This is a genomic window from Kitasatospora sp. NBC_01302, from assembly GCF_035976515.1.
Classification (GTDB): Bacteria; Actinomycetota; Actinomycetes; order Streptomycetales; family Streptomycetaceae; genus Kitasatospora.
In genome coordinates, this window is sequence record NZ_CP108404.1 from 7,162,064 (window position 1) to 7,185,159 (window position 23,096).

General features: G+C 75.1%; 13 protein-coding genes. 5 read left to right on the forward strand and 8 right to left on the reverse strand.

Translation table 11 applies throughout. From position 1 onward, the window contains the following. Positions 1 to 49 precede the first annotated feature (49 nt). Genes OG294_RS31455 through OG294_RS31465 form a run of 3 tightly spaced genes read left to right on the forward strand, consistent with a single transcriptional unit; the run spans position 50 to position 6,785 of the window. The gene (locus OG294_RS31455; protein WP_327069947.1) at positions 50 to 1,300 is read left to right on the forward strand and encodes an AAA family ATPase; all 1,251 of its coding nucleotides are present in this window, start codon (positions 50 to 52) and stop codon (positions 1,298 to 1,300) included. After that, positions 1,297 to 4,872 (forward strand): vWA domain-containing protein, encoded by a 3,576-nt coding sequence (locus OG294_RS31460; RefSeq protein ID WP_327069948.1) that lies wholly within the window; start codon positions 1,297 to 1,299, stop codon positions 4,870 to 4,872. The genes OG294_RS31455 and OG294_RS31460 overlap by 4 nt, the downstream gene beginning before the upstream one ends. Continuing rightward, entirely contained in the window at positions 4,869 to 6,785 is a 1,917-nt protein-coding gene (locus tag OG294_RS31465; protein ID WP_327069949.1) for a hypothetical protein, read from the forward strand. The genes OG294_RS31460 and OG294_RS31465 overlap by 4 nt, the downstream gene beginning before the upstream one ends. Before the next feature lie 83 nt (positions 6,786 to 6,868). Here the strand turns inward: OG294_RS31465 and OG294_RS31470 are convergent, their stop codons facing one another. Next, positions 6,869 to 8,608, reverse strand: coding sequence for an ABC transporter ATP-binding protein (locus tag OG294_RS31470; protein WP_327071734.1), 1,740 nt, complete (start codon positions 8,606 to 8,608; stop codon positions 6,869 to 6,871). A gap of 14 nt (positions 8,609 to 8,622) precedes the next feature. Then, the gene (locus tag OG294_RS31475) at positions 8,623 to 10,317 is read right to left on the reverse strand and encodes an ABC transporter ATP-binding protein (protein ID WP_327071735.1); all 1,695 of its coding nucleotides are present in this window, start codon (positions 10,315 to 10,317) and stop codon (positions 8,623 to 8,625) included. A 256-nt stretch (positions 10,318 to 10,573) separates the two neighbouring features. Here OG294_RS31475 and OG294_RS31480 point away from each other — a divergent pair, with 256 nt between their 5' ends. After that, on the forward strand, positions 10,574 to 12,010 hold the full coding sequence (locus OG294_RS31480; protein WP_327071736.1) for a M1 family metallopeptidase: 1,437 nt from the start codon (positions 10,574 to 10,576) through the stop codon (positions 12,008 to 12,010). A gap of 71 nt (positions 12,011 to 12,081) precedes the next feature. Here the strand turns inward: OG294_RS31480 and OG294_RS31485 are convergent, their stop codons facing one another. From OG294_RS31485 to OG294_RS31510, 6 genes are all read right to left on the reverse strand, one after another. Then, complete coding sequence (locus OG294_RS31485; protein ID WP_327069950.1) at positions 12,082 to 13,212, reverse strand: M24 family metallopeptidase; 1,131 nt, start codon at positions 13,210 to 13,212, stop codon at positions 12,082 to 12,084. Positions 13,213 to 13,277: 65 nt separating this feature from the next. Then, positions 13,278 to 15,695 carry a penicillin acylase family protein gene (locus OG294_RS31490; RefSeq protein WP_327069951.1) on the reverse strand — a complete coding sequence of 806 codons (2,418 nt, stop codon included), beginning with the start codon at positions 15,693 to 15,695 and terminating at the stop codon, positions 13,278 to 13,280. Then, the gene (locus OG294_RS31495) at positions 15,688 to 16,650 is read right to left on the reverse strand and encodes a DMT family transporter (RefSeq protein WP_327069952.1); all 963 of its coding nucleotides are present in this window, start codon (positions 16,648 to 16,650) and stop codon (positions 15,688 to 15,690) included. The genes OG294_RS31490 and OG294_RS31495 overlap by 8 nt, the downstream gene beginning before the upstream one ends. A gap of 34 nt (positions 16,651 to 16,684) precedes the next feature. Next, positions 16,685 to 17,941, reverse strand: a complete 1,257-nt coding sequence (locus OG294_RS31500) for a hypothetical protein (RefSeq protein ID WP_327069953.1) — start codon at positions 17,939 to 17,941, stop codon at positions 16,685 to 16,687. A 53-nt stretch (positions 17,942 to 17,994) separates the two neighbouring features. Then, positions 17,995 to 19,035, reverse strand: coding sequence for a lysine-2,3-aminomutase-like protein (locus OG294_RS31505; protein ID WP_327069954.1), 1,041 nt, complete (start codon positions 19,033 to 19,035; stop codon positions 17,995 to 17,997). A 4-nt stretch (positions 19,036 to 19,039) separates the two neighbouring features. Beyond that, positions 19,040 to 20,815 carry an NAD(P)/FAD-dependent oxidoreductase gene (locus tag OG294_RS31510; protein ID WP_327069955.1) on the reverse strand — a complete coding sequence of 592 codons (1,776 nt, stop codon included), beginning with the start codon at positions 20,813 to 20,815 and terminating at the stop codon, positions 19,040 to 19,042. A 696-nt stretch (positions 20,816 to 21,511) separates the two neighbouring features. Here OG294_RS31510 and OG294_RS31515 point away from each other — a divergent pair. Continuing rightward, positions 21,512 to 23,092, forward strand: a complete 1,581-nt coding sequence (locus tag OG294_RS31515) for a Re/Si-specific NAD(P)(+) transhydrogenase subunit alpha (protein WP_327069956.1) — start codon at positions 21,512 to 21,514, stop codon at positions 23,090 to 23,092. The last annotated feature ends 4 nt before the right edge of the window (positions 23,093 to 23,096 follow it).

A 23,096-nucleotide genomic window follows, 5' to 3' on the forward strand; every position in this document is an offset into this window, starting at 1 on the left:
CCCGCCACGACCTGCCAACCCTGCGACCCGAGGACCGAGGACCACACCCATGCCCCCGACCGCCACCCCCGCCACGACCGACCCCGCGGCCGTCCCGACCACCGATCCCGCCACCGACCCCGCGGCCGTCCCGACGACCGCTCCCGGCACCGAGGCGGCGCCGGCCCGCCAGGTCCTGCCCGCCGAGGAGCGCCACGCCGCCGAACTCGCCTTCCTCGCCGCCCACGACGAGGGCCCGCGCCCGCCCGGCTGGGCCCTGACCCCGAGCGCGGTGGTGACCTTCGTCTGCGGCAGCGAGGGCCGGGCGCTCACCCTGGCGCCCAAGCGCCGCAAGGACGGTGCGCTGCCCGCGAAGCTGGTGGTCGCCCCGAAGTTCATCGGCGAGCGGGCCCTGGTGGAGCGGTGCGTGGTCACCCTGGCCGGTGAGCGCGGGCTGCTGCTGGTCGGCGAGCCCGGCACCGCCAAGTCGATGCTCTCCGAGCTGCTGTCGGCCGCCGTCAGCGGCAGCAGCGAACTGACCGTCCAGGGCACCGCCGGCACCACCGAGGACGCCTTCCGCTACGGCTGGAACTACGCGCTGCTGCTCGCCCAGGGCCCCACCCCGCAGGCCCTGGTCGCCTCGCCGGTGCTGACCGCGATGCGCACCGGAAAGGTCGCCCGGATCGAGGAGGTCACCCGCTGCCTGCCCGAGGTGCAGGACGCGCTGGTGTCGATCCTCTCCGACCGCCGGGTGAGCGTCCCGGAGCTGGCCGGCACCCCGCACGCCACGGTCGCCGCCGCCCCCGGCTTCACCGTGATCGCCACCGCGAACCTGCGCGACCGCGGCGTCTCGGAGATGTCCGCCGCGCTCAAGCGGCGCTTCAACTTCGAGACGGTGCACCCGATTGCCGACCCGGCCCGGGAGACCGAGCTGGTCCGCACCCAGGCCACCGCCGCCGTGCGGCGGGCCGGCGCGGCCTTCGGCGTGGACGACGCCGTGCTCGACGTCCTGGTCACCGTCTTCCGCGACCTGCGCACCGGCCGCTCCGCCGAGGGCTGGGACGTCGAGCGCCCCAGCACCGTGCTCTCCACCGCCGAGGCCGTGCAGGTCGCCGCCTCCCTCGGCCTGGCCCGCGCCTACCTCCCCGCCGGCGACGTCCTCGACCTCGTCCCCGGCCACCTGCTGGGCGCCGTCCGCAAGGACGACCCGGCCGACCACACCCGCCTCCTCGGCTACTGGGACGGCCCGGTCCGCCGCCGCGCCGAGGACGGCTCCGCCCTCTGGCGCCGCCTGTGGGACCTCCGGGAGAACCTGCGGTGACCAACCCCAGCCCCGTACCCCTGACGACCCCGGTGGACGGCGCCGACCCGCGGGCGGCCGTCGCGGCGCTCGCCGCCTGCACCCGGCCCTATCTGATCGGTGTCCGGCACCACAGCCCCGCGCTGGCCGCGGTGGTGCCGGCGCTGCTGGCGCAGGCCGACCCGCAGGTGCTCTGCGTCGAGCTGCCGACCGACTTCCAGCACTGGCTCCCGCACCTGGCCGACCCCGGCACCGTCGCCCCGGTGGCGCTGGCCGGGGCGCGCGAGGGCGGACCGCTCGGCTTCTACCCGTTCGCCGACTTCTCGCCGGAGCTCGCCGCGATCCGCTGGGCGCGCGAGCACGGTGTCGAGGTGCTCTGCTGCGACCTCCCGTTGGCCGACCCCGGCTGGTCGGCGGAGGCCCCGGACACCCGGCCCGGCCCCGCGGAGCCCACCGCCCCCACCGGCCCCGCCGCCCCCCGCTACGCCGACGCGCTGGACGCCGCCGGCACCGGCCGCGCGGGCGACGACCTGTGGGACCGCTCCGTCGAGGTCCGCGCTCCGGGCAGCGACCCGGCCGAGGTGCGGCGCGCGGCGCTGGCCGTCGGCTGGGCGCTGCGCCGCGACGCCGCCGAGCACGGCGGGGTGGCGGTCCACGACCTCGCCCGCGAGGCGCACATGCGCCGGGTGATCGCCCGCGCGGGCGCGGACGGCCGCCGGGTCGCGGCGGTGGTCGGAGCCTTCCACGGCCCCGCACTCACCGCCGCCGACCAGCCCGATGAACCCGTACCCGTACCTGTCCCCGTACCCGCACCCCGGTCCGAGCCCGCCACCTCGACCACCTCGCTCGTCCCGTACACCTTCGACCTGCTCGACGCCCGCTCCGGCTACCCGGCGGGCATCCGCGACCCGCGCTGGCAGCAGGCCGTGCTGGCGGCGCAGGGCGACCCCGGGCGGGTGCAGGACGCGGCGGCCCGCGCGATCACCGAGGTGTGCCGCGAGCTGCGCGCCGCCGGCCACCCGGCCGGCACCGGCGAGGCCGCCGAGGCGCTGCGGCTGGCCGGTGACCTGGCCCGGCTGCGCGACCTGCCGGCTCCCGGCCGCGGTGAGCTGCTGGAGGCGGTGACCGCCGTCCTCGGCCAGGGCGAACTGCTGGGCCGCGGACGGGCGTTGGCCAAGGCGCTGGAGGCGGTGCTGGTCGGCGCCGACCGCGGCCGGCTCGCCCCCGGCACCCCGCGCTCGGGCCTCGGCCCCTCCGTGGAGGCCGAGTTGGCCGAGCTGCGGCTGCCCGGTCCGGACGACCCCGAGGCCCGCGAGCTGCGCCTGGAGCCGCTGCGCTCCCCGCTGGACCGGCGCCGCGAGGTGCTGCTGCAGCGCCTGGCGGTCTGCGGCATCGACTACGGCAAGCCGCTCGCGGTGGCGGGCACGGGGGACAGCGCCGCACTCTCCACCCGCTGGCAGCTGGCCTGGACGCCGTCCACCGCCGCCCGTCTCGATCTGACCGGCGTGCGCGGGGTCACCGCCGAACTCGCGGCGGCGGGCACCCTGCGCAAGGCCGCGCGCACGGCGGTGGCGGACGGCGGACCGACCGCGCAGCAGGTCCTGGCCGGACTGCGCGCCGCGGCGAGCTGCGACCTGCCCGCGCTGGTCGCCGAACGGCTCACGGAGGCGGCGCAAGTGCTGCCGACGGCCGCAACGCTGCCCGAACTCCTCGACGCGCTCGACCTGTTGGAGGCGCTGCGGCTGGGCCATCTGCCCGGCGCCGGCGCACCGGCCAGGGCCGAGGCCGCCGAACTCGCCGCCACGCTGCTGGATGCGGCCGTCAGCGGCCTGCCCGGTCTGGCCGGCAGCGACGATCCCGCGGACGCGGTCGCGCTGGTGGCGCTGGCCACCCGGGCCGGCGACCACCGGCTCGGCCTGAGCCTGGACGAGGCGCTGGACACGCTCGCCGCCGGCGGCTCGCCGCTGCTCCAGGGCGCGGCGCTCGCCGCCCGGGTGCTGCTCGACCTGGATCCGGCCGCCCGGCTGGGTGCCCGCGCCGCGGGCTGGCTCGACACGGCCGGCGACCCCGCCGGACGGCGCCGGCTGGCCCGGCAGCTGACCGGTCTGCTGACGGCCGGTGGTCCGCTGCTGCAGTACGCGCCGGACGCCCTCGGCCCGCTGCTGGGCCGGATCGACGGCCTGTCGGACGAGGGCTTCCTGACCCGGCTGCCCGCCCTGCGGGCCGGCTTCGACGCGCTCAGCCCGGCCGCGCGCACCCGCCTGCTGGAGACCGTCACCGAACGCCTGGGTGAGCGCCCGGACCTGACGCTCGCGGCCCCGGCCGAGCTGCTCGCCCTCTGGGCGGCAGCGGACACCGCCGCCGCCGGCGCCCTCACCGCCCTCGGCCTGCCGCTGCCGGCCGTCACCGGCTCACCTGACGTGCCGTCAACTCTGGTTCTATCAGAGGCGAACGAGTCGCCCGATCGAATCCCGCCCGCCGACCGCTGGCGGCTGCTGCTCGGCCGCGAACCCGAGCGGCTGCCCCAGGGCGCCCGCCGCTACGCGCACGCCCTGGACGAGCTGTACGGCGCGGGCCGCGGCGAGGGAGCCGCCGACCTCGACCGCGGCAACGGCGGCAGCGGCAACGGCGGCGGCCGGGAGGCCTCCTTCCCCACCGCTCGCGAGTGGTCCGAGGAGCTGGCGGCGCTGTTCGGTCCCGAGGTCCGTGAGGAGGTGCTCGCCGCCGCGGCCGACGCGGGTCGCACCGATGTGCTGACCCAGCTCGACCCCGCGGCCGTCCGCCCCTCGATGGAGCTGCTGACCTCGGTGCTCAACCTCGCCGGAGGCATGCCCGAGCACCTGCTCGCCCGGCTGCGCCCGTTGGTGCGCCGACTGGTCGACGAGCTGTCCCGGGAGCTGGCCACCCGGCTGCGCCCCACGCTCACCGGCCTGGCCACCCCGCGCCCGACCCGCCGTCCGGGCGGCCGGATCGACCTGCCGCGCACCCTGCGCGCCAACCTCGCGCACACCCGCAGGCTGCCGGACGGCCGCACGGTCGTGGTGCCCGAGCGGCCGGTGTTCAGCACCCGCTCCCGGCGGGAGGCGGACTGGCGGCTGATCCTGGTGGTCGACGTCTCCGGCTCGATGGAGGCCTCGGTGATCTGGTCCGCGCTGACCGCCGCCGTGCTGGGCGGGGTGCCGACGCTCTCCACCCACTTCCTGGCCTTCTCCACCCAGGTGGCCGACCTCACCGACCGGGTGAGCGACCCGCTCTCGCTGCTGCTGGAGGTCCGGGTCGGCGGCGGTACGCACATCGCCGGCGCGCTGGCCCACGCCCGCTCCCTGGTGACCGTGCCCAGCCGCACCCTGGTGGTGGTCGTCAGCGACTTCGAGGAGGGCGGTCCGCTGGGCGGCCTGCTCGGCGAGGTCCGCTCGCTGGCGTCCTCCGGGGTGCACCTGCTGGGCTGCGCGGCCCTGGACGACACCGGCACCCCGCGCTACTCGGTCCCCGTCGCGCGGCAACTCGTCGCCGCCGGCATGCCGGTGGCCGCCCTCAGCCCCCTCGCCCTGGCCCGCTGGGTCGGCGAACGCCTCCGTGGCGACACCCGATGACCGGAGACGCAGTGACCACCGCCCCCGCCCCGGCGACCCCACCCGCCGCCGACGACCTCCGCCTGCCGCCCGTCGCCCCCGAGGTGCTGGCCGCCGCGGTGGAGGCGCTCACCACCCGGCTGCGCAAGCGGCTCGACGCCGCCGTCGAGCAGTACGCCGCCCGCACGCCGCGGCCCGCACCGGACGCGGGCGCCCCGGGTGCGGTCGTCGTCCACTGCGGCGAGGACGCCCTGGTGACCCTGGCCCCGGGCCCCGGCGGTGCGGTCACCGAGCCGGAGCAGGCCCGGTGCAGCTGCCTGCTCGCGCCGCGCTGCCTGCACCGGGCGGCGGTGCTGAGCTGCTGCCCGCTCGCTGCGTCCCAGGCCCCGGAGGCGGCGGGGGAGCCCGAACACCCCGCCCCCGCCGAGGAGTCCACGCTGCTCACGGCATCCCCGCGCACCCCCGTCGAGCCGACCCCGGCGCAGCGCGGCGCGGCCGAGGTGCTCTGGGCGGCGGCTGCCGCCGTGCTCGGCGCGGGCGTGCCCGCGGCCGGGGCCGTCCCGCAGGCCGAGCTGCTGCGGGCCGCGCACACCGCCCGGCTGGCCGACCTGTACCGCGCCGAGGCCGCCGCGCTGCGGGTGGTCCGCGGCCTGCGCAGCGCCCGGGCCGGCCACCGCGGCCATCGCACCGCCGACCTGGCCGCCGCGCTGCGCGAACTGCTGCTCAGCACGGCCCTGGTGCGCTCCGGCCCGGTCGATCCGGGGGTGCTCGGCAGCGCCCGCCGCGCCTACCGCCCTGGCGGTGCGCTGCGGGTGTACGGGGCCTGCCGCGAACCGGTGCTGACCGCCACGGGGTACGGCGGCGTGGTCACCCATCTGGTCACCGACGACGGCCGGTGGCTGTCGGTCGCCGACGTCAAGCCCGGCGGCGCGGCCCGCGCCCGTGGGGCCGGCGCGGCGCCCCTCGCGCTGGGGGCGGTCGGGCTCGACCACGCCCGGCTCTCCCGCGGCGGCCTGCTGATCTCGGGGGCGACCGTCTCGGGCGACGGCCGGCTCGGGGCCGGCCGCGGGGTGCGGGCCACCCCGGTGGCGGCGCCGCCCTGGGGCGAGGGCCCGGTGGCCGCGCTGTTCGCCCGGCCGCTGGCGCTGGCCGCCGCCGAACGGCTCGCCGAGGACCCGCTCGGCGACCCGGAGCAGACCGAGCTGCTGCGCCGGCCGGTCGGCTGCGACCTGGTGCTGCTCGGCGCCGCCGGTGACGCCGTGCTGGCCCGCGAGCTGGACCCGGCGAGCGGTGCGCCGCACGGTCCGCTGGTCCGCCTGGTGGCCGCCAACGGGCACCCGGAGCTCGCGCACACCGCCAACCTCGCGCGACTGGCCGGCCGACCCGGCCTGCGGGTCCGGGTGCTGGCCCGGGTCGACCCGGACCGGGCCGCCACCCTGCGTCCGCTGGCCGTGGCCCCGGTGCCGGGCACCGAGGCCACCCTCATCCTGCCGCCGCGCTGGCAGGGGCGCGCCGACCTCGGCTACGACCTGCTGCAGGGCGCCCAGTTGCCGGGCGCCGAGGTGTGCGCCGCCCCGGCCGCGCCGCCGCCGGCCGACCCGCCGGCTGCTGACCTGCCGCCGGACGACTCCCCGCTGTGGCGGGTCCGCCGCCAGGTGGAGCTGGCGATCACCGGCGGCCGGCGCGCCGTCGTCGAGTCCGCCCGCAACGGCAGCGCGGCCACCGACGCCGCCGCGCTGCGCCGCACCGGCTTCCGCACCGCCGCGGACCTCACCACCACCCTGGCGGCCGCCGCCGACCGGCGCGGGCGCGACGTCTTCGGCCGTCTCGGCGACCCGGACGAGGACCACTACGCGCAGGCCTGGTTGGCGGCGGCGGTCCACCTCACCGCGGCCGAACGCGAACTCGTCCGCGCCACCTGGCAGTCCGCCTGAGGCCGCTGCTGCTGCCGCTGCCCCGGGCTCCCTTCCTCCGCGGAAGGGAGCCCGGGGCGGGCGGGCCGGTGTCGGTCCGCCCGTCAGGCCGGCTGCCAGGAGCGCCACAGCGCCGCGTAGCTGCCGCCCTGCGCGATCAGCTCGTCGTGGGTGCCCAGCTCGGTGAGCCGGCCCTCCTCCATCACCGCCACCCGGTCGGCGTCCCTGGCCGTGTGCAGGCGGTGGGCGATCGCGATCACCGTGCGGCCCTCGAGCACCGCGGCGAGCGCCCGTTCGGTGTGCCGCGCCGTGGCCGGATCGAGCAGCGCCGTCGCCTCGTCGAGGATCAGGGTGTGCGGATCGGCGAGCACCACCCGGGCCAGCGAGAGCTGCTGGCTCTGCCCGGCGTCCAGCCGGTGGCCGCCGGTGCCGAGGTCCGTGTCGAGGCCGTCGGGCAGTTCGTGCAGCCAGTCGGCGTCGACGACCTCCAGCGCCTCGCGCAGCTCCGCGTCCGTGGCGTCGGGTGCGGCCAGCCTGAGGTTGTCGCGCACCGTGCCGAGGAAGACGTGGTGCTCCTGGGTGACGAGCACGACCTGGTTGCGCAGGCGCTGCGGATCCAGCTCCGCGAGCGGCACTCCGCCGACCGCGACCGAGCCCGAGCGAGGGGAGTCGGCCCCGGAGAGCAGCCGCCCCAGCGTGGACTTGCCCGCGCCCGAGGGGCCGACCACCGCCAGCCGCTCGCCGGGCCGGACGGTCAGGGTGATGCCGCGCAGCACGTCGCGCCCGCCGTGGTAGGCGTAGTGGGCGTCCACCACGGTGATCCGGTCGCCGGCGGGCTCGGCTCCGGTCGACTCCCGGGCGGCGGGCGCCGCATCGAGCCCTTCGATCCGGGCGAACGAGGCGGCGCCGCGCTGGATCTGGTCCGCCCACATCAGGATCTTGTCCAGCGGATCGACCAACTGCCAGAGGTAGAGCACCGCGGAGATCACCGCACCGATGGTCACCGTTCCGCGGTCGCTCAGCGCGATGCCGAGCAGCAGGATGCCCGCCACCGGGATGACGTAGGAGACGTCCACGACCGGGAACAGGACGCTGCGCAGCGCGAGCGTTCCCCGGCGGGCACCGCGCGCGGCGCCGATCGCCTCCTCGCAGGCCGCCAGGCGGCGCGCCTGCAGTCCGAGCGCCTCGACGCTGCGGGCGGCGGTGACGGTGGTGCCGAGCACCTCGATGAGCGCCGAGTTGGCGCTGCCCTCCGCCAGGTAGGCCGGGTGGGCGCGGCGCAGGTACCAGCGCGACGCGACCAGGATGCCGGACAGGCCGACCACACCGCAGGCCCCGAGCAGTGGATCGACCGCGAAGACGGCGCCGACGATCAACAGCGCCTGGACCGCGGCCACCAGGACCTCGGGCCCGGCGTCGCGCAGCGTGGTGCCGACCGCCGCGACGTCGCCGGTGCCACGGGCCATCAGGTCGCCGAGGCCGACCCGGTCGACCAGCGTGGCGGGCATCGCGAGGGTGCGCTCCACCACCTGCTCCCGGATCCGGGCCAGTACCCGCTCGCCCAGCCGGTGGCTGGTGTACTTGGCGAACCGGGTGAGCAGGATCTGCGCCACGGCGAAGCCGAGGATCGCGAGCGCGAGCCGGTCGATCCGGGCCACCCCGTGGCCGGCCTTGACCTGGTCGACGATCCGGCCGAGCAGCCAGGGCGCACCGAGCCCGGCCGCGGCGGCGAGCAGGTTCAGCGCCAGGACGACCGCGAAGGTCCGGCCGTCCTGGCGGACCAGGCGCAGCGCGGCGCGGCGGAACTGCGCGGGCCCGGCAACCGGGAGCTGCCCGGCGGGCACCGTGGGTCCGGCGCTCACCGCGCGGCCTCCGCGCGCACGCCGTCCGCCGCGTGCACCCCGCCGTCCGTACCAAGGACCTCGCCGCCGTCCTCGCGGGAGACCAGGGCCCGGTACCCGCCCGGCCCGTCCAGCAGTTCGCGATGGCTGCCCACCGCGGCCACCTGGCCGTCGACCAGGTGGTACACGACGTCGGCCTGCTCCAGCAGCAGCGGCGAGGTGGTGACCACCACCGTGGTGCGACCGCTGCGCGCCGCCCGCAGGCGCGCCGCGATGGCGGCCTCGGTGTGCGCGTCCACCGCCGAGGTCGGCTCCACCAGCAGCAGCACCTCCGGATCCGCCAGCAGGCTGCGGGCCAGGCGCAGGCGCTGGCGCTGCCCGCCGGAGAGATTGGCGCCCTGGGACCGGATCCCGGAGTCGAGCCCCTGCGGCAGGCCCAGCAGGATGTCGTCCGCGACCGCCTGGTGCAGTGCCCGGGTGATCCGGTCGTCGTCCGGGCTCCCGGCCCCGGACACCACCTCGCGCAGCGTGCCGGCGAAGATCTCGGCATCGTTGTCGGCGACCATGATGCGGTGCCGCACCTCGGTCAGCGCCGCGTCCCGCAGCCCGGTCGGGCCCCAGGTCACCGCTCCGTCGGCGAACCGGCCGAGCCGGTCGACGACGGCGACCAGGTCCCTGGGCCGGCTGCCGGCCAGCGCGGTCAGCCGGCCGGGGGAGACCACCACCCCCGATGCGGGGTCGCTGAGCGTCGCGGACGCGTCGGGCAGCTCCGCAGGGTGCGGGCCGTCCGCCTGCTCGGGCTCGATCGTCAGGATCCGGACCACGCGTGCGGCGGCGACCAGGCCGCGGCTGAGGCCGTAGCCGCCCTCGATCAGGAACGACACCGGCCCGGCGAGGACCGCGACATAGCCGTAGACGGCGACCAGTTGGCCCACGGTGATCGAGCCGGTCGCGGCCATCCGCGCCGCCAGCCAGGTGACCAGGGCCAGGAAGAGCGCGGGCAGGCCGGCCCCCAGGGCCTGCACCCAGCTGGTCACCGCCCCGACCCGGTAGCCCTCCTGGCGCAGCTCGGCCGAGTGCCGCCGGTACCGGTCGGCGAACAGCTGCTTGCCACCGATGCCGTTGAGGATCTGCAGGCCCTTGACCAGATCGCCCACCCGGGCGGTCAGTTCGCCCTGCTGCCCGCGGTAGACGGATTCGGCCTTCTGCAGCCGGCCGAGCAACGGGCCGATGATCAGGGCCAGGACCGGGACGCCGAGCAGGACCACGGCCGCCAGGACCGGCGAGACCGAGAGCAGCAGCACCGCCACCCCGACGTAGGCGATCACCGAGCCGAGCCCCAGCCCGGTCACGGTCAGGGCCTGGCCGATCTCCCCCACGTCGCCCGCCCCGATCGTGACCACCTCCCCGACCGAGACCCGGCGGCCGAGCGTCGCGCCCAGCACGGCGGCCCGGGCGACCACGGCCCTGGTGGTCTCGAAGGCCGTCTCCATCCGGATCATCGTCATGGTGCGATGACGGATGCGCCCCAGCCACGCGTTGACGATCCCCACCCCGACCAGCAGGGCGACCCAGCGCGCCAGCGCCCCGGAGTCGTGCCGCTGGAGCCCTTCGTCGATGGCCCTGGATATCAGGTACGGCGGCAGCATGAGGGAGCACATCCAGGTCGTGCTCACCACTGCTCCCACCACGATCCGACGCCGCTGACGCATGGTCAGCCACGCGAGGAACCGGGCGGCACTGCGACTGTCCGGGACGGGACCGGCGGGTACGTAGGTCACGGTTCGCACCCTAGCAATCCGGTGCAAGCACATCATTGGCGTGTTTCTTAGCATGAACACTTCACGGAATGCGCGTACCGGGCCTCCCGGCGGGACAGGGATCCGGGACAGCGTCAACCGACGACCGAACCGGAGGATTCCCGTGCGCAAGAAGCTGCTCGTCTCGGCTGCGGCTGCGGCCACCCTGATGCTGACCGTCCCGGCCTCGGCGGCCACCCCGACCCCGGGGGCACCAGGAGCCGGTGACCCGTACTACCCGACCTACGGGAACGGCGGCTACCGCGTCTCGCACTACGACCTGCGGCTCAAGTACCAGCCTGCCACGGACCAGTTGGAGGGCACCGCGACGCTGCTGGCCACCGCCACCCAGGACCTCTCCCGCTTCGACCTGGACTTCGCGCTGGACGTCAGCCAGGTGCTGGTCAACGGCCATCCGGCGAAGTTCACGAACACCGGGGTCCAGGAGCTGCAGATCACGCCCGACGCGCCGCTCGCCAAGGGGAGTTCGGCCACCATCGTGGTCCGGTACTCCGGCGTGCCGTCCAAGGTCGACCGGTACGGGTTCGACGCCTGGCTGCGCACGCCGGACGGCGCGGTGATCGCCGACGAGCCGGAGGCCGCCTGGTGGTGGTTCCCCAGCAACGACCACCCCTCGGACAAGGCCACCTTCGACGTCTCCGTCCTGGTCCCCGACGGCACCCAGGCGATCAGCAACGGCGTCCTCACCTCGCAGAGCTCCGCACTCGGCTGGACCCGCTACAACTGGCGCGAGAACAAGCCACAGGCGACCTACCTCGCCACCCTGGCCATCGGGAAGTTCGACATCACCACCGGCACCAGCCCCAGCGGCATCCCCGTCGTCAACGCCTACAGCCCCGACCTCGGCGACAACGCCGACGCCGCGCGGGCCAGCGTCGAGCGCACCGGCGAGCTGGTCGACTGGCTCAGCGGCTACTTCGGCCCGTACCCGTTCAGCTCGGCCGGCGGCTACGTCCCCGACGTCTCCACCCACTACGCGCTGGAGACCCAGACCCGGGTCTTCTACAGCCCGGCGCAGTTCGCCAACGGCGCCAACCCCTCGGTGGTCGTCCACGAGCTGGCGCACCAGTGGTACGGCGACAGCGTCTCGCTGGAGCGCTGGAGCGACATCTGGCTCAACGAGGGCTTCGCCACCTACGCCCAGTGGCTCTGGTCGGAGCACGAGGACGAGGGCACCGCCCAGCAGCTCGCCGACTACGTCTACGCCTCGCACCCGGCCGACGACCCCTTCTGGACCGTCAAGCCCGGCGACCCCGGCGCGGCGAACCAGTTCGCCGACCCGGTGTACGACCGGGGTGCGCTCGCCATCCAGGTGCTGCGCAACACCATCGGCGACGACGCGTTCTTCAAGCTCCTCAAGGCCTGGCCCGCCGAGCACGCCTACGGCAACGGCACGATCGCCCAGTTCCAGGCGCTCGCCGAGAAGGTCTCCGGCAAGAAGCTCGGCGACCTGTTCCAGGCCTGGCTCTACACCCCGTCCAAGCCCGCCCTCCCGACGGCCGCCAAGGCCCGCCTGTCCACCGCCGCCCCCGCCGCCGAGCCCCGCTCCTGGCAGCAGATCAAGTCCGCCCAGCAGCAGCACTGACCCGCGCCCCGCCATCGGGGCCGGCCGACTGCAGTCGGCCGGCCCCGATGGCGGGCGGGCACCCGCTCGGGTCAGCCCGGCAGGACGGTGAAGTCGCGCTCCGTCAGGTTGAGCCGCTCGCCGCCCTCCGGCGTGCAGACCACGATGTCCTCGATCCGCGCGCCGTAGCGCCCGGCCAGGTAGATGCCGGGCTCCACCGAGAAGGCCATGCCCGGCTCCAGGGGCCGCGCGGACCCGGCCACGATGTAGGGCTCCTCGTGGGTCTCCAGGCCGATGCCGTGGCCGGTGCGGTGCAGGAACTCCGCGCCGAAGCCGGCCTCGGTGATGATCCGCCGGCCCACCGCGTCGAGCTCCTCGGCGGTGATGCCGGGCCGTACGGCCGCGGTCTGCGCCCGCTGGGCGCGCAGCAGCACCTCGTACAGGCGGCGGTACTCGGCCGGGGGCTCGCCGAGGGTGTAGCAGCGGGTGGAGTCGGAGCAGTAGCCGGCCGCGGTGGTGCCGCCGATGTCGACGACCACCGGGTCCCCGGCGCACAGCACCCGGTCCGACAGCTCGTGGTGCGGGCTCGCGCCGTTGGGCCCCGAGCCGACGATCACGAAGTCGGCCCGGACGTGGCCCTCGGCGACGATCGCCTCCGCGATGTCCCGGCCCACCTCGCGCTCGGTGCGGCCCACCCGCAGCCACTCGCCCATCCGGGCGTGCACCCGGTCGATCGCCGCGCCCGCCTCGCGCAGCGCCGCGATCTCCGCCGGGCTCTTGCGCATCCGCAGCTCGCTCAGCACCGGCCCGGCGAGCGTCTGGCGCCCGCCGGGCAGGGCGGCCTGGAAGGCGAAGGCCTTCTCCGCCCACATGTGGTTGTCCACGGCGACGGCGGCGCGCGCGGGCAGGCGCCCGGCGGCGATCGCGTACGGGTCCTCGGTCTCCTGCCAGCCGACGATCTCCAGGCCGAGGCCGGGGGCGGGCGAGGCCTTGGCGGCGGGCTCCTCCAGGGCCGGCACGAGCAGGAACGGCTCGCCCGCGACCGGCAGGACCAGGCAGGTGAGGCGTTCCAGCGGCGCGGCGTGATAGCCCGTCAGGTACTGCAGGTCCGCGCCCGGCGACACCACCAGGGCGTCGAGGCCGGCCCGGGCGACGAGCTCGCGGGCCTGCCGCAGCCGGTCGGCCGAGAGCGTGGTGGGGGAGGTGCGGTCCGGGTCGGGCATGCGAGCGTCTCCTGTGGGCCGGTGCGGTGGGCGGCAGCGCCGTCACTCTACATACCAAACGTTTGTTACGCACTCCTCCGCGCGGGCGCCGACCCGCCGCGCGCCGCCCCCGCGGGCGCCGTATCCGCCGGGGCCGCACCTGCTGCCGCCGTCCCGGCCGGCACCAGCCGGTAGCGGCTCCCGGTGTGCGCCTCGACCGCCGCGCGGCTGTAGAGCAGCGGGAACGCCCCGCCCTCGGCCCACCGGTCGTACAGGTCGGCCCAGTGCGGCGACTCCGGGCGGCCGGACTGGCCGGGGGCGTTCATGGCCAGCGAGCGGTCCCAGTCCCCGACGTCGATGGCGATCCGGAAGGTCGCGCCGTCCGTCTGCCGGAAGTCGGCGTCGTAGTAGGTGCACTGGACGGTCTCGCCGCTGCCGGGCCGCTCGCGCTCGGGCAGCCGCACCCACGGGCGCTCCAACAGCGGGGCCAGCACGTGTTCCGGTGCGGCGTGGTGCAGGCGGCCCCAGCGCCAGCGCCCGGGGTCCGCGCCGAGCAGTTCGCGGCACTCGGCCCAGGCGGCGGCCAGTGAGCAGGTCAGCACGCGCACAAGGGCCGCGCGGTCGGTGGCGAGGCGGTCCAGCAGCAGCAGGTCGGTGCGGATGTCGACGCCGAGGGTCTCGTCGGCGGCCAGCAGGCGCACCAGGCCGGGCAGCGCGTCGGGGGCCACCGCGTCGGAGAGCGTGTGGCGCAGCAGGTCCGGGCGCAGGTGCCGGCGCAGCCAGACCTGGAAGAGCGCCGCGGCGGCCGACTCCCGGGTCTCGTCGCAGTCCCAGGCCCGCAGCAGCCCGACCGCGCGCGCGGGGTCCGGCCCGAGCTCAGGGGCGGGGGTGAGGCCGTCCAGGTGGGTGAGCAGGCGGCGGGCGGCCAGGTTGACGGTGTCGGCCTGCAGCCGGACGCAGTCCGCCACCCGCAGGCCCGCCGCACCGCGCAGCACCTCGGCGATCCGGTCCCGGCGGAACCGCGGCTCCCACTCGTAGGAGACGGGCGGCTCCCGGCGCAGGAAGCCGGGCGGCAGGTTCATCTCGTTCGCCGTCGCGATCCAGTCCTCGGGCGGGTCGGTCAGGCCCGGCAGGCGATCGGCGTCGTGGAAGCCCGCCCACTCGTAGCATCCGTCGCCCGGGACGGGCAGGGTGCCGTCCCAGTTGGGGCGGATCGGGACCAGGCCGGCGGGGCGCCACCCGATGCTGCCGTCCGGGGTGGCGTAGACCTGGTTCTCGCCCGGGGAGCCCCAGCGGTTCAGCGCGTCGACGAACTCCTGCGCGCTGCGGGCCCGCAGGTACTCCATGCTGCCGAGGTAGGGGGCCATGCCGGCCTCCAGCCAGGCGGCGCGGACCGCGAACGCCGTGTGCTCCCGCGGGCATTCGCGCACGACGGGCCCGTGCCGGGTGAACCGCAGCTCCACCTCGGCCTCCTCCCCGCCGCGCACCCGGACCTTCTCGCGCACCACCCGCATCGGCTCCCAGCGGCCCGCGTACCAGTACTCGTGCGGCGCCTCGGGGTTGGTCCGGTAGACGTAGAGGTCCTCCTGGTCGATCGCGAAGACGGTCAGGCCGAAGGCGACGTGCCCGTTGTGGCCGATCGAGACGCCGGGCAGCGCGGGCTCGCCGCCGCCGATGACGTCCAGCCCGGGGGCGGACAGGTGCGCGAGGTAGCGCAGCGAGGGCAGCTCCAGGGCGCGGTGCGGGTCGTTGGCCAGCAGCGGGCGGCCGGTCGCGGTGTGGCGGGCGCCGACCACCCAGTTGTTGCTGCCCTCGGCGTGGGTGCGCGGGCCGGGCAGGTCCTCCTCGCCCAGCACCGGCATCGAGGTGGCCAGCCGGTAGACGTCGAGCACGTCGTCCGGGATCGCCGCGAGGTCCAGCCCGTCCGGGACGGTCGCGGTGTGCGCGGGCTCCAGGACCTGGCGCAACTCCTCCACCGCGGGGCCGAAGTCCCGCAGCATCCGCGCCCTGGCGACCTCCTGCTCGACGTTGGCGAACATGCCGTGGCTGCGGATCACCACCACGTCCTCGGGCCGCCAGCGGGCGGGGGCGCAGCCGAGTTCGCGGAACTCCACCGGGAGCAGGCCGGGTTGCTCGCGGCACCGGTCGACGAAGGCGTTGATCCCCGCGACGAAGGCGGTCACCACCCGCTTGGTGCTGGACCCGTACGCCAGCCACTCGCCGCGCAGGTCGCCGCGGTAGAGGAAGAGCCGGGCGGCCCGGTCCCTGGCCAGGTAGGACGGGCCGAACACCTCGGCCAGCCGGCCCAGCCCGCGCCGGCGCCACAGGTCGAGCTGGAAGAGCCGCTCGCGGGCGACGTTGAAGCCCTGGGCGCGGAAGAGGTCGTCCTCGCCGGCGGCGTAGATGTGCGGGACCCCGAAGGTGTCGGTCAGCACCTCCACGGGCTCCTGCAGGCCGGGCAGCGGGTACTGCGGCCCGCCGTCCGCGACGCCCGGATCAGCCATCGGTGTCCGCCTCGCTGAACAGGAAGATGCCCGCCAGGACGAGCGCCGCCCCGACGTACTGCCACGCGCCGATGCGCTCGCCCAGGAAGACCACCGCGGAGACGATCCCGAACACCGGGATGCTGTTGAGCAGGACCCCCGCCGTGGTCACCGGGGTGCGGGTCACCGCGTAGTTGTACATCAGGAACGCGCTCGCCAGCCCTGCGCCGCAGACCGCCGCCGCGACCAGCCAGTGCTGCGGGCCGGCCTGCGGCGTGGTCAGGCGGCCGTCCACGATCCACTGGCCCACCAGCAGCGGCACGGTGAAGAGCAGGCCGAAGGTGAACTGGTAGGCGGTGGCGACCAGCGGGTCGGTGTCCCGGACCACCCGGTCGGTGATCAGGGTGGCCGTCGCGGCCGCGAACGCGCCGAGCAGCACCAGCAGATCGCCGGCCCGCAGGCCCAGCAGGGCGCTGCTGCCGCCGAGGGCGGCGACGCCGACCAGGCCGAGCAGCACGCCGCCGACCCCGCGCAGGGTGGGCGGCCGCCGGCTGACCAGCGCGACCAGCGCGACCACGAAGCACGCCTCGGTGCCGTCCAGGATCGACGCCTCGGTCGCCTGGATCCGGGACAGGCCGAGGCCGATGGCGCCGTACCCGAGCATCGGCTCGAACAGGCCCAGCAGGGCGAGGCGGCGCAGCTGGTCGCGGGGCGGGCGCCGGTGCCCGCGGCGCAGCAGGACGAGCCAGAGCAGCGCCGTCGCGGTGCCCAGCGAGACGGCGAGCACCGTCATGACCGGGAGCCCCCGCAGGGAGTACTTCTCGGCGGTGGTCCACAGCCCCCAGATCGCCGAGGCGCCGATCAGCGTCAGCGTCCCGCCCGAGCGGCGCAGGAAGGAGCCGGGCCGCGCGCTCTTGGTCTGAGTATCCGTCAGGACCAGTGTCCGGCCCGGGGGCTGGGTGGTTTCAGGCGACATGGGGTTCCGCACCTTCCCTTCGGGGGTTTCGGGCTCAGAGCTCCAGGGCCAGCTCGACGGTGCGTTCCGCCTCGGCGACCACCTCCGCATTCTCGCCCACCACCAGGTAGCGCCACTTGCCGTCGAGGTGGTGCGTGTCGGTGCTGAGCACCGCGCGTACGGCGGTCGAACTCCCGTGCAGGCCCTCGGACTCCAGCCGGCGCACCGCGGTGGGGAAGTCCAGTCGGGAGTCCGGGACCCGGCGCCCGTCGGCCCGCCAGTGCACCGGGGCCTCGCCGGGACGCAGCAGCCGGGCCAGCTTCTCCAGGTAAGTGCCGCCGGTGACCCGCACGTTGGACTCGGTCAGGACGACCCCCTGGGTGGTCACCCCGTCGCTGCCGCCGTCGTACACCCCGCCGTCCACGTCGAAGACGCCCCGGTAGCCCTGGCCGTGCAGCCAGTCGGCGAAGACGGTGGCCGCCTTGTGCAGCTCCTGGTAGGCGGCGTCCTCGCGGGCGGGGGTGACCATGCCGGTCCAGGCGTTGTTCACCGTGCGCTGGTCGCAGCTGTAGTAGTCGCGGACGCCGGCCTCCTCGGCGATCAGCTCGGCGCTCGGGGAGGCGGTCAGCGGCAGGAACTCCTCGTAGACCCAGCCGCATTCGCCCTGCTCCGCGACGGCGGCCAGCAGCCGCTCCGCCAGCGACGCCCGCGGCTCGGCCCGGACCACCACATTGCCGAAGCCGGTGGACGAGCGGTCGGGCTTGATGATCACCGCGTCCTGGCCGGCCAGGAACGCACCGGCCCGGTCGAGGAGTTCGGCGCGGGTGGCCGCGTGGCCACCCGCGGCGAGCGGCAGGCCGAGCCGCTGCGCCGCCGCCCGGAACCCGGACTTGGTGTTGAGCAGCCGCACCGTGGCGAGCACCTCGTCGGCCGGGGGTTCGGCGTACGGGTGCAGCCGCAGGCCGTGCCGCCGGACGAAGTCCAGCACCCGCCGGTCCAGCGCGAAGCAGTCGAGTTCGCCGCGGGCGACGATCCCGGGGACGGCGCCGCGCTGCTCGGCGACGTCCAGCGCGTGCGCCGAGGTGATCTCCTGCGGTTCGACGATCTCGACCTGCCCGGTCGGCACCCCGGTGATGCCGGCGACGTACTCGCGGAAGCGCTGCCCGCACGGGGCGAGCAGCACCACGCAGTCGCCGGGCCGCGCCTCCCACAGCGTCCGGGGGCTGACCACGGCCATCGCCCGCAGGTACGCGGCGCCGGGGTGGTCCGCCATGGTGTCGCTGTTGATGTTCGCCAGGATCGTCCTGCTCATGGGCGTGCCTGCCTTTCCGTAGCGCCCTCGGTCGGCCGTGCCGGTCGGTCCTCCTACTCTTGTGGGGCCTTGGGCGGGTAGGCGTGCGCCACGCCCCACGGGTCGGTGACCGAGGCGCCGTCCTCGCCGAGGTAGCGCGGGCCGATGGGCACCTTGCCGTGGCCGCCGGGGATGTCCAGCACGTAGGTGGGCTGGCAGACGCCCGAGACCCGGCCGCGCAGCCGGCGCACGAGCTCCTGCCCCTCCTCGATCGTGGTGCGGAAGTGGCTGGTGCCCACGGCCAGGTCGCCGTGGTGCAGGTAGTACGGCTTGACCCGGTTCATGATGAGGGTGCGGAAGAGGTCCTCCAGCGCCTCGGGCGTGTCGTTGACCCCCTTGAGCAGCACCGTCTGGCTGAGCAGCGGGATGCCGGAGCCGGCCAGCAGCCGCAGCGCCCGGCGCGCCTCCTGGCCGATCTCCTGGCTGTGGTTGGTGTGCACCACGACCCAGACCGGGGTGTCCAGCGTGAGTGCCGCCACCAGCTCCGGCGTCACCCGGTCCGGATCGACGACCGGCACCCGGGTGTGGAAGCGGATCACCTTGACGTGCTCGATCGCGTCGAGCTCGCGCAGGATCGGCTCCAGGCGGCCGGGCGACATGATGAGCGGGTCGCCGCCGGTGAAGATCACCTCCCAGATCTCCGGCCGGGCGCGGATGTAGTCCAGCGCGGCCTTGAGCTGGTCCTCTTTCAGCAGCGAGTCGCCCGGGCCCACCACCTCCCGGCGGAAGCAGAAGCGGCAGTACACCGGGCAGACCAGCACGGGCTTGAGCAGCACCCGGTCCGGGTAGCGGTGGGTGATCCCCGGCACCGGTGTGAACGGGTCGTCGCCGATCGGGTCCTCGCGCTCCTCCGGGGTGGTGACCAGTTCGGCGCTGCTGGGGACGAACTGCCGGGCCACCGGATCGTCCAGGTCCACGATCCGGCTGTGCATGGCCGGCGTGATGCTCACCGCGTACTGCTTCGCGACGTCGGCGATCGTCGCGAGCTGCTCCTCCTCGATCAGTTGCTGTGCCAGCAGCTCCTTGGCCGTGCGGATGGGGCGCGAGGCAACCATGGGTTCAGCTCCTTCGGTCGTCGGCGAACGCCGCCAGGCGCCGCGGGTGGTAGAGCGCGTGCATGGGGTGGTGCTCGCCGCGCAGGGTGGCCAGCACGGCGCCGGCGACCGCGGGCGACTGCGCGAACCCGCCGGTGTTGTGGCCGCCGTTGATGACGAACTCGCTTCCCCAGGCAGTGGCTTCGGCGTGGTAGAGGCCGAGCGAGGTGGCGGTCCACGGGCGTACGCAGTACTTGAAGCCGTAGTTGTCCGCCGGGTCCGCGGACGCCGGCAGCGGGCCGTGCCCGGGGAAGAGCCGGGTGATCGTGTCGGCGATGCCGAGCCGGATCGTGTCGAGCTGCGCCTGGTCGGGCTCCTCGACGGCCTCCCCGAGGTAGCCGTAGCCCGAACCGACGATCAGCACGTCGCGGCCGTCGCCGTCCACCGCGACGGTGATGTTCGCGTCCTCGGTCACGTGCCCCTTGCGGGCCACCTTGAGCGACTGGGACAGCCCCACCGAGGCGTTGCTGATCCGGCTCCAGCCGCCCAGCACGCCGTGGATCTTCGCCTCGCAGGCCGAGCCGGCCAGCACGGCGTGACCGTAGGCGCCGGGGGAGGCCACGACATGGGCGCCGGGCGGCAGTTCGCGGCCGGCGTCGAGGCCGGTGACGGTGCCGCGGGCGTCCCGCTGCACGCCCGCGACCGTGGTGTCCCACTGGAAGACGGCCCCCAGCGACTCCAGCCGTTCGATGAGCGCCCGGCAGAACTTGTGGACGTTCACGGTGAAGCCCAACGCCAGGAAGCCGCCTGCCAGTTCGCCCTCGCCGATGGCGTGTGCGAGGCCGGGGTACTCGGCGACGAGCTGATGGTTCGTCAGCTCCCGCTGCAGCGCGCCGATCCGCCGGTGCCGTTCCAGGGAGGCCGCCAGGTGGTCCCGGTCGCCGTACAGCCGCAGGATGCCGTGCGTCAGCGCCGACTCGGCGAACAGCTCCGGGTGTTCGCGCTGCAGGGTGCGCCAGCCGTCCAGCGCCTCGGCCGCGAAGCCGAAGATGTCGTCGTTGTAGCCGCGGGCGAGCCAGGAGGGGATCCGCTCGTAGTCGCGCAGGAAGTCCTGCTCGGCGGGGGAGAGCGGCCGGTCGCCGTACGCCCGCCAGCCGCACCGGTCGACCGGGACCCGGAAGAGGTCCAGTGGCCGGCCGAAGGGGTCCTGGTTGCTGTAGTCGTCCATCTCGGTGAGCGTGAACATCCGTGCGTCGTCGCCCGCGTGGGTGCAGCCGTAGGCCTGCCAGTCCTTCTCGCTGGGGGCCGGCGAGCCGTCCAGGACGGTGATCCGGAAGCCGTCCTCCAGCAGGGCGAGCGCGGTGATCAGGTTGACGATCCCCGCCCCGATCAGCACCACGTCCCGCGATCGCGGCGGGTCGACCGGGCGGCTTCCGTGCGGTGGGTGGGGCAGCCGGCCGAGGGTGCTCTGCCGCTCGATCCAGCGCAGGGCGTCCCCGACGGCCGCCAAGTCTCCCCCGGTGAGCTGGAGTTCGGCCAGGTCGTCCGGGGCGTCGCGGGGTGGGATGCCGATCGTGTAGGCGAGGAACCGCCGCCCCGGGCCGCTTCGCCGCCAGGCGGCCAGCGTCTCCGGCGCCGGCCGCCTGGCGGTGATCAGCCCGTCGGCGCCGTGGGCGGCGAGCTCTTCCAGCAGGTGCTCCTCCGACCGGCCGGCGAGATCGGGGCGGTGGACGATGTTCCCGAGCCGGAGGAAATCCGACTTCGTCATGTCGGCGACCGGCAAGGTGATCATGATTTTCATGGCGCGCCCGTCTCCTCGGCGAAGATGTGGGTGGTGGCCGCCGTCCGGCCTGCGGGAAACGGCCGGACGCAGCGGAAACCCAGCCCCTTTCCCGAATTCGCGGGTGATGCGGATCGCCCACGAATCGGTGCGGATGGGCGGTCCCCTGCCGTGGGGATCGCCCGAGGGGCTGGTCGCGAAGGAACGGCCGGCATCCGTGCCCGTCGGATCCCGGCCTGTTCGGTCGTTCAGCGTGCCTGGTGAACGCAGGGCAGTGCCCTGGAAAAGCCTTCGGTGGTAGAGGAAGTGCGCATGGCTCGCCCTCCGTCAGGAGAGTGCGATGCCGGCCGTGGAGCGGCACAACTGGGCCGGGTGGTTCGTCGGCGGAACAGTTGGTCCCGTCACCAACGCCAACACGAAGTGACTCTACTGTAATCACATGGACACGACAAGAGCGGTTTTCCTGCCGGTGCGGCAGTCACGGAAGTCCGGCTTCGGGTGATATATCCGACGTCGACTCCGGTCGGCTGCGGGTGCCCTGACTCGCCATCAGGCACTCCTACCCATCGGGCGCTCCGGCGCCGTGGTGAAACTTGTCACGGCTCCGCCTCCTTAGCCCGCCGGTCCCGGGCGTGTAGGTTCCTGCGGCCAAGGGGAGGTCCCTCCCCTGATCGCAGATCCCCGGCAACAGCTCCTGTGACGAGAGAGAGCCACGAGATGTCTGCAGACGGCTCCACGCACCACCCCCCGCAGCGCATCGGTGTGGTCGCCGAGTCCGCCCCTGGCGAGACCCGTGTCGCGGCCACCCCGTCGACCGTGCGCGGGTTGCTCGCGCTCGGCTACGAGGTCGTCGTCGAACCCGGGGCCGGCGCCGGCTCGGGCTTCACCGACGAGGCCTACGCCGAGGCCGGCGCGAGCACCGGCGACGCCTGGGCGGCCGACGCCGTCCTGAAGGTCAACGCCCCGTCGACCGAGGAGATCGCCCGGCTGGGTGACGGCGCGACCCTGGTCGGCCTGCTCGCCCCGGCCCAGCGGCCCGACCTGCTGGCGGCGCTGACCGCGCGCCAGGTCACCGCGCTGTCGCTGGACGCGGTGCCGCGGATCTCGCGGGCGCAGTCGATGGACGTGCTCAGCTCGATGGCGAACATCGCCGGGTACCGCGCGGTGATCGAGGCCGCGCACGTGTTCGGGCGCTTCTTCACCGGTCAGGTGACGGCCGCCGGCAAGGTCCCCCCGGCGAAGGTCCTGGTGGCCGGGGCGGGGGTGGCGGGCCTGGCCGCCATCGGCGCGGCCTCCAGCCTGGGCGCGATCGTGCGCGCCACCGACCCGCGTCCGGAAGTCGCCGACCAGGTCAAGTCGTTGGGCGGCGAGTACCTCGCCGTCCAGGTCGCCCAGGAGGCGAGCACCGACGGCTACGCCAAGGCCACCTCCGCCGACTACGACCGCGCCGCCGCCGAGCTCTACCACGAGCAGGCGCGCGAGGTGGACATCGTCATCACCACCGCGCTGATCCCCGGCCGCCCCGCTCCGCGGTTGCTCACCGCCGCGGACGTGGCGGTGATGAAGCCCGGCAGCGTCATCGTCGACATGGCCGCCGTGCAGGGCGGCAACGTCGAGGGCACCGTGCCGGGCCGCGTGGTGGTGACCGACAACGGCGTCACGATCATCGGCTACACCGACCTCGCCGCCCGGCTGCCCGCCCAGGCCTCGCAGCTGTTCGGCACCAACCTGGTCAACCTGTTGAAGCTGCTGACGCCCGGCAAGGACGGGCGCCTGGTCATCGACTTCGACGACGTGGTCCAGCGCGCGGTGACCGTGGTGCGGGCGGGGGAGACCACCTGGCCGCCGCCGCCCGTGGCCGTCTCGGCGGCCCCCGCCGCGCAGCCGACCGTCGCCGTTCCGGCCCCCGCGGCGCCGAAGCCGCCGCGGCTCACCCCCGCGGCCCGCTTCGGCCTGATCGGCGCCGGGATGCTGGCACTGTTCGCCGTCGTCGCCTGGGCACCGGCCCAACTCGCGGAGAACTTCACGGTGTTCGCCCTCGCGGTGGTCATCGGCTACTACGTCATCGGCAAGGTGCACCACGCCCTGCACACCCCGTTGATGTCGGTGACCAATGCGATCTCCGGGATCGTGGTGATCGGCGCCCTGCTGCAGATCGGGCACGAGAGCGTGCTCGTCACCGTGCTGTCCTGCGTGGCGATCCTGCTGACCAGTGTGAACATCTTCGGTGGCTTCGCCGTCACCCGCCGCATGCTGAACATGTTCTCGACGTTCTCGACGGACCCGGAAAGGCGCTGAGTCC